Origin of the sequence: Muricoccus nepalensis, assembly GCF_006438825.1 — a bacterium.
GTDB lineage: Bacteria > Pseudomonadota > Alphaproteobacteria > Acetobacterales > Acetobacteraceae > Roseomonas > Roseomonas nepalensis.
In genome coordinates this window covers 91,304-105,095 of sequence record NZ_RCZP01000013.1, presented here as the reverse complement: position 1 = coordinate 105,095, position 13,792 = coordinate 91,304, and the positions used below count along the sequence as shown (strand labels likewise).

Here is a 13,792-nt window from a genome sequence, read left to right as displayed (position 1 = left end):
GGAGGCGTGAGCGGCGACCCGCGCACCGTCCTGCACGACGTCTTCGGCTTCCCGGACTTCCGCGGGCGGCAGGCGGAGATCGTGGAACACGTCACCGGCGGCGGCTCGGGCCTCGTGCTGATGCCGACGGGCGGCGGCAAGTCGCTCTGCTACCAGGTGCCGGCGCTCTGCCGGCCGGGCCTCGGCGTCGTCGTCTCGCCGCTCATCGCGCTGATGGAGGACCAGGTGGCGGCGCTGCGCCAGCAGGGCGTCGCCGCCGCCGCGCTGCATTCGGGCCTCGACGAGGAGGAGCGCGGGCGCGTCTCGCGCGACCTCGCGAACGGGCGGCTGAAGCTCCTCTACGTCTCGCCCGAGCGCCTCGCGCTGGAGGGCACGGCGGAGCGCCTCGCGCGGCGGGACCTCGCCCTCTTCGCGGTGGATGAGGCGCACTGCATCTCCGCCTGGGGCCACAACTTCCGCCCCGAGTACCGCGCGCTGACGATGCTGGCCGAGCGCTTCCCCGAGGTGCCACGCGTGGCCCTCACCGCGACGGCCGACGCCCGCACGGTGGACGACATCCGCGAGCGCCTGTCGCTGACCGACGCGCCGGTGTTCCGCGGCAGCTTCGACCGGCCGAACATCCGGATCGAGGTGGCCGCGCGGGACAACGCGACCGCGCAGATCGCCGCCTTCATGGACGAGGCCGACGACGGCCGCGGCGCGGGCATCATCTACTGCCCGAGCCGCGCCGAAACCGAGCGCACGGCCGCCCGCCTGAAGAAGGAGGGCTTCGACGCGCTGCACTACCACGCCGGGATGGAGGCGTCGGACCGCCGGGCGGCCGAGCGCCGCTTCTCCTCCGGCGATCCCGTGGTGATGGCGGCGACCATCGCCTTCGGCATGGGCATCGACCGGCCGGACGTGCGCTGGGTGGCCCACCTCTCCCTCCCGGGCGGCCCCGAGGCCTGGTACCAGGAGATCGGGCGCGCCGGGCGCGACGGGGCGCCCGCGCGGGCGATGCTGCTCTACGGCGCGGAGGACATCGCCGTCGCCCGCCGCCGCATCGCCGAGAGCCCGGCGGCGGACACGCAGAAGCGCCTCGACCACGAGCGGCTGGACCGTCTCGTCGCCATCGTGGAGAGCGCGACCTGCCGGCGGCGCCTGCTGCTGCGCTGCTTCGGGGACGACCTGGAGAAGGACTGCGGCAACTGCGACGCCTGCCTCCGCCCGCCACGGCTGGTGGATGCGACGGAGGCGGCGCGCAAGCTCCTCTCGGCCGTCCACCGCACGGGGGGGCGCTTCGGGCTCGGGCACGTGGTGGACGTGCTGCGGGGCAACCGGACGGAGAAGGTCGGCTCCTTCGGGCATGACGGGCTCTCGGTCTTCGGCATCGGGCGCGACGTGGCGGACGGGGCCTGGAAGAACATCGCGCGCCACCTGCTGGCCCGCGGCGCGCTGGAGATGGCGGGGGACGGCAAGTTCCCGATCTACCAGGCGACGGAGGCCGCGCGGCCGATCCTCAAGGGCGCGCAGCCCGTCCTCCTGCAGGAGGCGGCGCTGCGGGACGCCGCCCGCGCCCCCCGGCGCCAGCGCGGGGAGCGGCGCGCGGCCACGGCCTTCTCCGGCCCGCCAGCCGACGGCGGCACCTTCGAGGCGCTGCGGGCCTGGCGGAAGGAGGAGGCGACGCGCCAGGCGGTGCCCGCCTACGTCATCTTCCCCGACCGCACGCTGGAGGAGATCGCCGCCCGCCGCCCCGGCAACATCGACGCCCTTGCCTCCGTCCACGGGGTCGGGGCCTCGAAGCTGGAGCGCTACGGGCAGGACGTGCTGCGGGTGCTGCGGGAGGCGGGCTGAGGAGGCTTCCCACCCCCGGTCCGGGGCGCGACGGCAAGATGATGCGAATGACTTGCAGAAACTCTCGCAACTGCTAGAACCCTCCCGCCCGGCAAGGTCCGGGGAGGAGCGGCGCGGCATGTACATCTGCCTCTGCAACGGCCTGAGCGACACGCGGATCCAGGCGGCCATCGATGCCGGGGCGAGCCGCACGCACGACGTCTACGCGGCCTGCGGCTGCCGGGCGCAGTGCGGCTGCTGCACGGCCACCATCCTCGGCCTGCTGCGCGCCCCGGCGACGGCGGCGGAAGGATCGGCGGGCGCGGCGTAACGGCGATTGACCACCCGCCGGGCAGGCGGCATCACCGCCTTCTTTGAGGAAGGGGCGTGCCATGGCCGGTGATCCGAAGGTCATCGAGTACCTGAATACCCAGCTCACCAACGAGCTGACGGCGATCAACCAGTACTTCCTCCACGCCCGCATCCTGAACCACTGGGGCGTCACCCGACTCGGCAAGCACGAGTACGAGGAATCGATCGAGGAGATGCGCCACGCCGACTGGCTCATCAAGCGCATCCTCTTCCTCGACGGCCTGCCCAACGTGCAGCGCCTGAACCAGGTGCTGATCGGGCAGACGGTGAAGGAGGTGCTGGAGTGCGACTCCCGCCTCGAGCAGAAGGCCATCGGCGACCTCAAGGACGGCATCGCCCATTGCGAGTCCGTGCGCGACTACGTCTCGCGCGACCTCCTGCTGAAGATCCTCGCTGACGAGGAGAAGCACGAGGACTTCCTCCACGCCCAGTTCACGCTCATCGAGCGGATCGGCGAGGAGCGCTTCACGCTGCTCAACTCCGATCCGGCGCCCGACCAGGACCACTGAGCCCGGCGCGTGGGCGGAGGGGAGGTTCCCTCCGCCCCGCCGGCATCAGGCCGGCACGAGCCGCCCGCCCTCCAGCCGCACCGACCGGTCGTGGAAGGCCGCGACGGCCGGGCGGTGGGCGATGGAGATGATGGCCGTGCCCGGCAGCCTCTCCCGCACCAGGGCGTAGAGCTCCGCCTCCGCGGCCGCGTCGAGGCTCGCCGTCGCCTCGTCGAGGAAGAGCCAGGCCGGGCGCTGCAGCAGGGCGCGGGCGAAGGCCAGCCGCTGCTGCTCGCCGCCCGAAAGGACGCGCTCCCAGTCATCGGCGCTGTCGAGGCGCGGGATGAGCCGGGCCAGGCCGACATCGGCCAGGGCCTCCTGCACCTGGTCCTCGTGGAAGGCGGTTTCGGTGGTGGGGTAGCAGACGCTCCTCCGCAGCGTGCCGAGAGGCAGGTAGGGGCGCTGCGGCAGGAAGAGCGCCGCCCGCCCGGCGGGGACCCGGACGCGCCCCCGGCCGAAGGGCCAGATGCCCGCGAGCGCCCGGAAGAGGGTCGACTTGCCGCTGCCCGACGGACCCGTGAGCAGCACCGCCTCGCCCGGGGCGACGGAGAGGGAGGCGTCCTCCAGAAGGCGCCGGCCGTCCGGCAGCCAGACGTCCAGGCCCAACGCTTCCAGGCCGTCGCGGGCCTCGGTGCTCACCGAAGGGCCTTCGCCGGCATGGGCCTCGGCCTCCGACACGGCGCGTTCGAAGCCGGTCAGGCGCTGCACCGTGGCGCGCCACTCCGCGACCTCCGGGTAGTTGTTGACGAGCCAGGAAAGGGATTCCTGCACCTGCCCAAAGGCCGTCGAGGTCTGGATGAGGCCGCCGAGCGGGATCCGGCCGGCGAAGTAGTTCGGGGCCACGACGACGAAGGGGAAGATCGTCGCGACCTGGCCGAAGCCCTGCGTGAAGAAGGTCACCTGCTTCGTCGCCCGCATGACGTCCCACCAGTTGGCGACCACCGCCGTGAAGCGCCATTCCAGTCCGGCGCGTTCCTCTTCCTCGCCGCGATGAAGGGCAATGCCCTCGACATGGTCGCGCACGCGGACGAGCGAGTAGCGGAAGTCGGCCTCCACCCGCTCCTTCCTGAAGTTCAGCGGGACCAGCTTCCGGCCGATGGCGTGCGTGATCCAGGTTCCGGCGACCGAGTAGGCCAGCGCGACCCAGACGAGATAGCCGGGGATGTTGACGCCAAAGACCGTCATGTCGCCCGATAGCCCCCAGAGAACGAAGACGAAGGAGACGAGGGTCACCACGGCCCGCATCAGCCCGAGGCCGAGGGTGAGGGTGTTCTCCACAAAGAGCCGGGTGTCGTCGGCGATCCGCTGGTCGGGGTTGTCGGCGCCGCCATCGCCGCTTGCGGCCATGCGGTAATAGGCGCGGTGGCTCAGCCAGCGCGCGGCGAGGCTCTCCGCCAGCCACTTCCGCCAGCGGATCTGCAGGGCCTGCTTGAGGTAGAGGGCGTAGACCGCAACGACGATGTAGAGCGCGGCGAGAAGGCTGAAGCCGGGCAGGAAGCCCGTGTCCGCGGTCGAGTGGCCGAGCAGCAGCAGGCCGATGAAGGAGTCCCAGTCCTTCGCCTCGAGGGCGTTGTAGAAGCCCCGCTGCCAGTAGGTGAGGATGACGTTCATCGCCACCAGCCCGAGGTTCAGGACCACCACCACCGCCAGCAGCCCGCGCGCCGCCCAGCGCCCCTCGCCCGTCCAGAAGGGCCGCGACAGCGCCCAAGCGTCACGGATGGCGGCGAAGGCGTTCGACATGGCGGGCGAGTCCGGAGCGATTCGGGGAGGAGTGTCCCTCCCCGGCCGCTCCGGTCAATCGGCTGCCGGCGGGCTAGCCCTCCGCCAGGGGCGCGCGGAGGCGGATGACGCCGCGGAGCTCCTCGAGCGCGGCCGGGCGGCCCTTGCGCAGAACCTCCAGCCGCCCCTCCCGCGCCAGGGCCACGGCCGCCTGCCGCACCGGGCCCATGAGCGGCTGCCAGGCCTCCGGCCGGAGGGCACGGGCGACCTCGCTCGGGCAGATGCTCTTGCCGGGCTCGCGGCCGGCGAGCCGGCGGAGGATTTCGTCCTGGATGATCTGTCGGTCGGGCGCGCTGGTCATGGGGGCGGGTTAGGACGGATGGGGGACGGCCGCCAGCCCGATCGCTCCCGGGCACCGGCGGCGGACAAGAAAAGGGGCGGGACCCTGCGGCCCCGCCCCCTTTGCTCTCCCGTGAGGGGATCGCCTGCTCAGCGCAGGACGATCTCCACGCGGCGGTTCTGCGGCTCGCGCACGCCGTCGGCGGTCGGGACCAGTGGGCGGCTCTCGCCGAAGGCCTGGATCGACATCTGGCTGCGGGACACCCCGCGCTGCGCCAGCTCGGCCGCGACGGCCTCGGCGCGGCGCTGCGACAGGCGCTGGTTGTACTGCGGCGTGCCGGAGCGGTCGGCGTGGCCGGCCACCTCGATGCGGGTCGTGCCGGTCGTGTTCACGGCCTGGGCGGCCTCGGCGATGATCTGGCGGGCGCGGTCCGTCAGGTCGGCGCGGTCGAAGTCGAAGAACACGAGGTAGGTGCGGGCCGGGGCCGGGGCCGCGGCGGGCGCCGGGGCAACGGTCGGGGCCGGCGCCACCGGGCGCGGCTGGTTGAAGGCGTAGCGCAGGCCGATCAGGGCGGAGTGGTTGTAGTTCTCGGACTTCGTGCCGCCGCGCGAGGAGGAGAAGCCGCCGCCGCTGCTGGTCGTGTCGATGGAGTGCTCGAGCGTGCCGAGGAAGCGGTACTCGGCCGTCAGCGTGAGGCCCGTGACGCCGAACTGTGTCAGCGGCACGCCGAAGCCCGCGATGCCCTGGTAGGCGAAGCGGCCGTCGGTGTCGCTGCTGCGCAGCTGCCCGCCGAGGACGTTCACGCGCACGTCGTCGAAGTCGCGCCAGATGTAGCCGATACCGCCGCCGATGTAGGGCTGGATGTAGGTCGGCACGCCGAAGCGGGTGAAGTCGAGGTCATAGAGCGCGTTGACCATGACGCCGTAGCTGCGGGACTTGCCGTCGGCCTGGCTGGTCGTGCCGCGGAAGCCGCGGATCTTGTCCACGTCGTTCTGGCGGTAGCTACCCTCGACCTCGGCGCGCAGGCCGTTGCCGAAGCCCCAGCCGAGGCTGCCCAGGCCGACGAAGCCCGTGTCGAAGGCGATCTCGCCGCCCGGGTTGATGCCGGAGCGCGAGAGGGACTGGGCGAGGGGGCCGGTGGCGCCGAGCTTGGCGTCCTGCAGCCAGTTGGCGCCGAAGCCGCCGGCGATGTAGAGGCCGGTCACGGGCTGCGCCTGGGCGGCAAGGGGCAGCCCCAGCATCGTAGCGGCCAGAAGTGCCTTGCGAAGCGACATGGAGGGATCCTTAGAGAACGTGGGGGGACTGGACGGGATGTAGGTGCGTCCCGCTGGCCTTTCCAACATTCACCTAGGTTGAGGGTTCCAACGGTCCACCGCGTCCCCCTGCCCCTGTGTCCTGGAAGACACAGGTCTGGCCGCGGCCGTTGCGTCTGACATATGAAAAGGGGGCGGGACCCTGCGGCCCCGCCCCCCTTTGCTCTCCCGTGAGGGGATCGCCTGCTCAGCGCAGGACGATCTCCACGCGGCGGTTCTGCGGCTCGCGCACGCCGTCGGCGGTCGGGACCAGCGGGCGGCTCTCGCCGAAGGCCTGGATCGACATCTGGCTGCGAGCGATGCCACGGCGCGACAGTTCGGCCGCGACGGCCTCGGCGCGGCGCTGGGACAGGCGCTGGTTGTACTGGGGCGTGCCCGAGCGGTCGGCGTGGCCGGCCACCTCGATGCGGGTCGTGCCGGTCGTCGTGACCGCCTGGGCGGCCTCGGCGATGATCTGGCGGGCGCGGTCCGTCAGGTCGGCGCGGTCGAAGTCGAAGAACACGAGGTAGGTGCGGGCCGGGGCCGGGGCCGCGGCGGGCGCCGGGGCGACGGCGACGGGGGCGACCGGGCGCGGCGCGTTGAAGGCGTAGCGCAGGCCCAGGAGCACCGAGTGGGTGTTCACCTGGGTCTCGGTGCTGATCCGGCGCGTCCCGGTCGCGGCGGAGATGTAGGTGGTCGCCAGGCTCGGCTCGAGCGTGCCGAAATAGCGGTACTCGGCCGTCAGGGAGAGGCCGGGGGAGGCCGCGATCGGCACGGCGAGGCCGGCGATGCCCTGGTAGGCGAAGCGGCCCTCCGTCCCGATGATCTCCAGCGCGGTCCCGTTCGCGCCGCGAACCCGCACGGTCTCGTAGTTCGTCCACCCGTAGCCGAGGCCGGCGCCGAGATAGGGGATGACGGGGGCGTCGGGGATGATGAAGTCGTAGAACAGGTTCGCCATCGCGGCGTAGCTGCGGTGGTGCCCGCTGCTGCTGAGCGGGCGGGGCAGGGCCCCGAAGCCCGAGACCTCATCCACGTCGTTGCGGTGGTAGTTGCCCTCGATTTCCGCCCGGAAGCCGTTGCCGTAGCCCCAGCCCAGGCTGCCGACGACGGTGTAGCCGGTGTTGAAGCTGGCGGAACCGGTGCCCGCGCCGGCGAGGGCGAGGCCGGACCGGGGCGTGAGATCCGCGTCCTGGAGCCAGGTCGCGCCTCCACCGCCCGCGATGTAGAGGCCGGAGACCGGCTGGGCCTGCGCCAGAAGAGGGGCGACAAGCCCAAGAGACAGGGCCGACCAGCGAAGGAGCTGCCTTCTGGTACCTCTCGGAACGAATCAATCACGAATACGTTACGACATCGGTACTGGCTTGGCGAGTGCGCTCCGCCGCTTCCGGCCTGCTTTGACCGGGCCGGGCAGGCAGTTCGGGCGGCCCGGTCCTCCGCTTCAACCCGGCCGGAGCGCCCGGTCAAGAACGCGCGCGCTGTGCAGCGCCTCGCGCCCCGTCAGCTCCTGGATCTGGTGGCGGCAGGAGGTGCCGTCGGCCACGATGAGGTCGGCCTCCGGCGCCGCGCGCACCGCCGGCGCCAGGGAGAGCTCGCCCATGGCCTTGGAGACCTCCACCCGCCGCGCGTCGTAGCCGAAGGCCCCCGCCATCCCGCAGCAGGAGGAGGTGATGGGCTTCACCTCCATCCCCGGCACCGCGCGCAGGGCCTTCACGGCGTCCGGGAAGGCGCCGAAGGACTTCTGGTGGCAGTGGCCGTGGATATGGGCCGCCGGCGCAACGGCCTGGAGCGGCAGCTCCGCCTTCTCCCGGACGAGGAACTCCGACAGCAGCACCGCGCGGTCGGACAGCCGGTCGGCCTCCGCGCCGGGAAGGAGGGACTTGAACTCGTCCCGAAGAGTGAGGAGACAGGAGGGCTCCAGCCCGATCACCGGCAGGTCCGAGCCGGAAAGGGCGTCCATGGTCCGCCGCGCCTCCGCCCGCGCCTCGTCCACCATGCCCGCCGCGAGATAGGTGCGGCCGCAGCAGAGCGGGCGCGCGCTGTCCGCCGCGCGCGCGGACACCGCGCGGTAGCCCGCCGCGCGCAGGACGCGCCGGGCGGCGTGCAGGTTCTCCGGCTCGAAGTAGCGGTTGAAGGTGTCGGCGAGCAGGACGACGTCGCCGCGCGGGGCGGGCGCGTCCTCGGCCGGGTCTCGGAAGGGGCGGGGGGCGAAGCGGGGCAGGGCGCGCTCGCGCGCGAAGCCGAGCGCCCTCTCGCCGATCGCCCGCGCGCCCGGCACCCACTCGCGCGCGTTCGCCAGCGCCGGCAGGCGGGAGGCGAGCGGCGCCCAGCGCGGCAGGCTCGCGATCAGACGGTCCTTGGCGGAGACGCCGTGGCGTTGCGCGCGGGCGTGTTGCGCCTCGATCTTCATCTTCGCCATGTCGACGCCGGTCGGGCACTCGCGCTTGCAGGCCTTGCAGGAGACGCAGAGCGACATCGCCTCCGCCACCTCGTCCGAGGCCAGGGCGTCGGGGCCGAGCTGGCCGGTGAGCGCGAGGCGCAGCGTGTTGGCGCGGCCGCGCGTGAGGTCGCGCTCGTTGCGCGTCGCGCGGAAGCTCGGGCACATCACGCCGGCGTCGAACTTCCGGCAGGTGCCATTGTTGTTGCACATCTCGACGGCGCCCAGAAAACCACCTTGCGGGCCCGGCCAGGCCGACCAGTCCAGCACCGGCTTCACGGCGGGGTCGGGCGCGTAGTTCGGCGGGTAGCGGAACAGTGTGCGGTCGTCCATCCGCGCCGGGCGCACGACGCGGCCGGGGTTCATCAGCCCCGCGGGGTCGAAGGCGTCCTTCACCGCCTCGAAGGCGCGCACGATGCGCGGGCCGAACATCTCCTCGTGGAACTCGGAGCGGACGATGCCGTCGCCGTGCTCGCCGGAATGGCTGCCCTTGTACGCGCGGACGAGGGCGAAGCACTCCTCGGCGATCTCGCGCATCCGGCGCACGTCCTCGCCGTCCTTCATGTTCAGCACGGGGCGGACGTGCAGGCAGCCGACGCTCGCGTGGGCGTACCAGGTGCCCTTCGTGCCGTGGCGCTCGAAGACGTCGTTGAGGCGCTCGGTGTAGTCGGCGAGGTCGTCGAGCGCGACCGCGGTGTCCTCGATGAAGGAGACCGGCTTCCCGTCGCCCTTCATGGACATCATGATGTTGAGCCCAGCCTCGCGCACCTCGGCGACCGCCGCCTGGAAGCCGGGATCCACGCAGCGCACGACCTGGCCGGGCAGGCCGAGGTCGCCCATCATCTCGTCCAGCCGGTCCAGCTCGCGCTCCAGCGCCGCGTCCTCGTGGCCGTGGAACTCGACGATCAGGAGGCTGTCCGGCTCGCCGATGACGATGCGGTCGATCGTGTTCTTGTAGATCGCGATCGACCGGCCGAGGTCGATCATGGTGCGGTCCACCAGCTCCACCGCCTCGGGGTTGAGGGTGACGAGGTGCCTGGAGGCCTCCATCGCGCGCCGGAAGGTCGGGAACTGGCAGATGCCGAGCGCCTTGCGCGGCTTGATCGGCCAGAGCTTGAGGTCGATCCCCGCGGAGAAGGCGAGCGTCCCCTCGCTGCCCACCAGGATGCGCGCGAGGTTGCCGCGGCCGCTGGCGCGCGCCTCTGGCGTCAGCGCCTCGAGGTTGTAGCCGCCGACGCGCCGCAGCACCTTTGGGAAGCGCGCCGCGATCTCGGCGGCCTCCGCGGCGCCGAGGGTGCGAAGCCGGTTCACGAGCTCCGCCACCGAGCCGGGCACGCCCTCGCCGAGGTTCTCGGGCAGCTCGCCGAAGGCGAAGCGCGCGCCGTCCGGCAGGATGGCGTCGATCGAGAGCACGTTGTCGGCCATGAGCCCGTAGCGGATCGACTTCGAGCCGCAGGAGTTGTTCGCCGTCATCCCCCCGATCGTGCAGCGCGCCCAGGTCGAGGGGTCGACGGGGAAGAAGAGCCCGTCCCCCTTCAGCGCGTCGTTCAGCGCGCCGAGCGCGATGCCCGGCTGCACCGTGGCGCGCATCGCGGCCTTGTCCACGGAGACCACGTTCCGGAGGTGGCGCGTGCAGTCGACCACGAGCGCCCGGTTCACCGTCTGCCCGCACTGGCTGGTGCCGCCCCCGCGCGGCAGGACGGGCACGCCCTCCTCGCGGCAGATGGCCATGGCGGTGGCCACGTCCTCCACCGTGCGGGGCACGAGGACGCCGATGGGCTCTACCTGGTAGATGCTGGCGTCCGTCGCGTAGCGGCCGCGGTCTCCCGCGCCGAACAGCACCTCGCCCGCGGTCTCGCGCTTCAGGCGGGCGCTGAGGCGGCTGTCGCCGGGGGCGATGCGCGAGCGGGTGATGGCGTTCATCGGGGCGTCTCCTCGGGCGCGCAAGCTAGCCGAGGGGGGCCTGCCCGTCGCATCCATAATCCTCATCAATCGAACGCGCCGAACTCATCCGCCGCGCGGTGACGCGTCACCCGCGGCGCGCGATGACGGCGACGGGGCCCCCGCCGTCCGGCCCCTGGTGCTCCGCGCCGCCGGAGACGAAGAGGTCGGTCCGGCCCACCGCCGCCGCGACCACGCCGCCGACCAGGGCGCGGGCGTGGCGCGTCGCGTTGATGTCGCTGTCGTCGGCCATGATGTGGCGGCGCCCGCGGATCTCGCCAGAGGAGGAGGGCTCGGCCTTCACGAGCAGCGCGACGACCCGCTCGGCCGCTTGCGGGTCGAGCTGCCCGCCGCCGGTGTCGAGCCCGGCGCCGGCCAGGGCGCGCTGGACCGCCGGCAGGTCGATCCCGTCCCGCATGACGTCGTGGGCGATGGCGAGGTCCCCGGCCCAGCCCGAGCCCATGCCGAAGACGATCACCTCGTTCCGCGTCAGCTCCACCCCGGCCGAGGCGCTCGCCCGCCGCGACCAGAGGGAGAGGTCCCGCCCGATCGCCGCGTCCGAGAGGGCGGTGCGCGGCACCTCCTCGAGCGCGAGGGCGACGCCGAGCGCCGAGGCGCCGCGGGAGAGGCCCATCGACTCGTAGGTGTCGGCGGTGGCGACCTCCCGGCCGCGCGACGCCGCCTCCGCGACGCGCGCGGTGGTGAGGAGGGGGCACTTCACCTGGACGAAGTGGACCTCCTCGGGCCGGGAGAGCCCCGCCTCGCGCATGGCCTGCCGCACGGCGGCCGCGGTCGCCTCGACCTGCGCCATCCGGCCGATCTCCTCCGGGCGGAAGGCCGGGGTGAAGGCGGCGCCGATGGCGAGCGCCCCGGTCGGCGCCTCCTCCGTCTCGGCCACGCTGAGCACGAGGAAATGGGGCGAGAGCCCGCCTTCCGTGCCGCCCGACATCACCATGGCCACGCGCTCGAGCACCGCCTCCCGTGTCGTGCGCAGGCGCGCCGCCAGCATCGTGCCGAGCTCAGCCACGGCGTAGGCACGGGTGAAGTCGTTGACGCAGCCGTTCCCCTCGGTCTTGCCGAGGATGGCGACGATGGCCGACGGGTCCAGCCCGCCGTCGATCAGCGCCTCGACCGCCGAGACGTCGCCCGGATGGGCCATGGGAACGCGGTGGAGGGCGGCGCGGCGTGTCATGGCGCGAAGGCTGGCCGGAAGAACCCTGGAGGGAAAGCCCCCCGCCTCCCGGGGCATCCATAATCCTCATCAATGGGAGGTGCCGAACTCATTGGCAGGCCGTGGGGCCGGGGGCTAGACGGGGGGCAGAGCGGAGGACGCCCATGGCCTATTTCACCACCCGACCCGAGAACGGGCGGCACTTCCTGCAGATTCCCGGGCCCACCAACGTGCCCGACCGCGTCCTCCGCGCCCTCGACAACCCGACCATGGACCATCGCGGCCCCGACTTCGGCCTCCTCGGCAAGCGGGTGCTGGAGAAGGTGAAGCCCGTCTTCGGCACCGAGGGGCCGGTGGTGATCTATCCCTCCTCCGGCACCGGGGCCTGGGAGGCGGCGCTGGTGAACACGCTCTCCCCCGGCGACGCGGTGCTCATGTGCGAGACCGGCTGGTTCGCCCATCTCTGGCAGGAAATGGCGGAGCGCCTCTCGCTCAAGCCGCGGCTGCTCGAGACCGACTGGCGCCAGGCGGCCGACGTGCCGGCCATCGAGGCGGCGCTGCGCGCGGACAAGGGGCACGAGATCAAGGCGGTCTGCGTCGTCCACAACGAGACGAGCACGGGCTGCACGTCCCGCATCGACGAGGTCCGCCGCGCCATGGACGCGGCAGGCCATCCGGCGCTGCTGCTGGTCGACACGATCTCCTCCCTCGGCTCGGTGGAGTACCGCCACGACGAGTGGGGCGTGGACGTCACCGTGTCCGGGAGCCAGAAGGGGCTGATGCTGCCGCCCGGCCTCTCCTTCAACGCGGTGTCGGAGAAGGCGATCAAGGCGAGCGAGTCGGCGCGCCTGCCGCGCAGCTTCTGGGACTGGAAGCCGATGCTGGCCGCCAACGCGACCGGCTACTTCCCCTACACGCCCGCGACGAACATGCTCTACGCGCTCGACACCGCCATGGACATGCTCCACGAGGAGGGGCTTCCGAACGTCTACGCGCGCCACGAGCGCCACGCCGAGGCGACGCGGCGCGCGGTCCGCGCCTGGGGCCTCGAGGTGCAGTGCGCCGAGCCCCGGCACTTCTCGCCCGTGCTGACGGCCGTGCGCCTGCCCGAGGGCCACTCGGCCAACGCGCTCCGCGCGACCATCCTCGAGCGCTTCGACATGTCCCTCGGCAACGGGCTCGGGCGGTTGAACGACCGGGTGTTCCGCATCGGGCATCTCGGCGCCTTCAACGACCTCACCCTCCTCGGCACCCTCGGCGGCGTCGAGATGGGGCTGCGCGTCGCCGGCGTCCCGCACGAGGACGGCGGGGTGAGGGCGGCGATGGACTACCTTTCCGGCAACGCCTGACCGGCGCGGAGGGCGGGCGCGCATGGCCGCGATCGACCACATCGTCATCGGCGCGGCGACGCTCGAGCAGGGCGCGGACTTCGTCGAGGCGCTGCTCGGCGTCCGCCCCGGGCCGGGCGGCATCCACGCGGGCGCCGGCACCCACAACCTTCTCCTTGGTCTGGGGGAGGGCTGCTACCTCGAGGTGATCGCGCGCGACCCGGCCCAGCCGAATCCTCCGCTGCCGCGGCTCTTCGGCCTCGACGACCCCGCCCGGCGGCGCCGCCTCGCGGCGCGGCCGGGGCCCATCGCCTGGGTGGCCCGCACGGAGGGGCTGGAGGCGCTCGCCGCCCGCCTGGGCCCGGCGAGCGCCGGCCGGGTGCGGCGCATGGCGCGCGGCACCCTCTCCTGGATCCTGGCCTCCCCGCCGGAGGAGGCGGGCTTCGACGGGCTGCTGCCCACGCTGATAGACTGGGGCGCCGCGGGGCCGCCCGCCGGCCTTCCGGACAGCGGCTGCCGGCTCCTTGCGATCGAGGGCGAGCACCCGCGGGCTGACGCCCTCTCCGCCGCGCTGCGGGACCGCGGGTTGGAGGGCGTCCTCCGCCCGCGCGCGGCCGCCGCGCCGCGGCTCGTCCTTCGCCTGCGGGACGCCGCCGGAGGGGAGATCGAAGCTTCGGCGCCGTGATTGAAATTTAGCATCTGTTCACCTCCTGCGGTTGCGTGGGATAGCGCAGGAGAAGGCCGGCGGCGGCCTGCCCGGGAGAACGTCTTGCGCGACACGGTTCCAGCGAGGAAGCTCACGGAAGAGCGATCAGCGCGGTTGGGATTCGTTTAC

Annotated in this window: 11 protein-coding genes; 5 read left to right on the top strand and 6 right to left on the bottom strand. The window is 72.8% G+C overall.

All coding sequences use genetic code 11. The annotated features are described in order from the left end of the window. The first annotated feature begins 6 nt into the window (after positions 1 to 6). The 3 genes from recQ to bfr all read left to right on the top strand — a co-directional run bounded on the left by recQ (position 7) and on the right by bfr (position 2,693). Positions 7 to 1,833 carry a DNA helicase RecQ gene (gene recQ / locus EAH89_RS14900; RefSeq protein ID WP_140884483.1) on the top strand — a complete coding sequence of 609 codons (1,827 nt, stop codon included), beginning with the start codon at positions 7 to 9 and terminating at the stop codon, positions 1,831 to 1,833. A 118-nt stretch (positions 1,834 to 1,951) separates the two neighbouring features. Continuing rightward, the gene (locus EAH89_RS14895) at positions 1,952 to 2,143 is read left to right on the top strand and encodes a (2Fe-2S)-binding protein (RefSeq protein WP_140884482.1); all 192 of its coding nucleotides are present in this window, start codon (positions 1,952 to 1,954) and stop codon (positions 2,141 to 2,143) included. Positions 2,144 to 2,204: 61 nt separating this feature from the next. After that, the gene (bfr, locus tag EAH89_RS14890; RefSeq protein WP_140884481.1) at positions 2,205 to 2,693 is read left to right on the top strand and encodes a bacterioferritin; all 489 of its coding nucleotides are present in this window, start codon (positions 2,205 to 2,207) and stop codon (positions 2,691 to 2,693) included. Positions 2,694 to 2,738: 45 nt separating this feature from the next. On the opposite strand, the gene EAH89_RS14885 is transcribed toward bfr, so the two are convergent. The 6 genes from EAH89_RS14885 to atzD form a co-directional block, all read right to left on the bottom strand. After that, the gene (locus EAH89_RS14885; protein ID WP_140884480.1) at positions 2,739 to 4,472 is read right to left on the bottom strand and encodes an ABC transporter ATP-binding protein/permease; all 1,734 of its coding nucleotides are present in this window, start codon (positions 4,470 to 4,472) and stop codon (positions 2,739 to 2,741) included. Positions 4,473 to 4,545: 73 nt separating this feature from the next. Next, on the bottom strand, positions 4,546 to 4,812 hold the full coding sequence (locus tag EAH89_RS14880) for a DUF3253 domain-containing protein (protein ID WP_140884479.1): 267 nt from the start codon (positions 4,810 to 4,812) through the stop codon (positions 4,546 to 4,548). A 128-nt stretch (positions 4,813 to 4,940) separates the two neighbouring features. Beyond that, on the bottom strand, positions 4,941 to 6,065 hold the full coding sequence (locus EAH89_RS14875) for an OmpA family protein (RefSeq protein WP_140884478.1): 1,125 nt from the start codon (positions 6,063 to 6,065) through the stop codon (positions 4,941 to 4,943). Positions 6,066 to 6,291: 226 nt separating this feature from the next. Continuing rightward, positions 6,292 to 7,365, bottom strand: a complete 1,074-nt coding sequence (locus EAH89_RS14870; protein WP_140884477.1) for an OmpA family protein — start codon at positions 7,363 to 7,365, stop codon at positions 6,292 to 6,294. 156 nt (positions 7,366 to 7,521) lie between these two features. Continuing rightward, positions 7,522 to 10,440: an FAD-binding and (Fe-S)-binding domain-containing protein gene (locus tag EAH89_RS14865; protein ID WP_206667561.1), complete on the bottom strand. Its 2,919-nt coding sequence runs from the start codon at positions 10,438 to 10,440 to the stop codon at positions 7,522 to 7,524. Positions 10,441 to 10,546: 106 nt separating this feature from the next. After that, positions 10,547 to 11,707: a cyanuric acid amidohydrolase gene (gene atzD / locus EAH89_RS14860; RefSeq protein ID WP_277753833.1), complete on the bottom strand. Its 1,161-nt coding sequence runs from the start codon at positions 11,705 to 11,707 to the stop codon at positions 10,547 to 10,549. An 86-nt stretch (positions 11,708 to 11,793) separates the two neighbouring features. On the opposite strand from atzD, the gene EAH89_RS14855 reads away from it, so the two are divergent. Beyond that, positions 11,794 to 12,978, top strand: a complete 1,185-nt coding sequence (locus EAH89_RS14855) for a pyridoxal-phosphate-dependent aminotransferase family protein (RefSeq protein WP_140884475.1) — start codon at positions 11,794 to 11,796, stop codon at positions 12,976 to 12,978. A gap of 22 nt (positions 12,979 to 13,000) precedes the next feature. Continuing rightward, positions 13,001 to 13,642, top strand: coding sequence for a VOC family protein (locus tag EAH89_RS14850; protein ID WP_140884474.1), 642 nt, complete (start codon positions 13,001 to 13,003; stop codon positions 13,640 to 13,642). Positions 13,643 to 13,792: the final 150 nt, after the last annotated feature.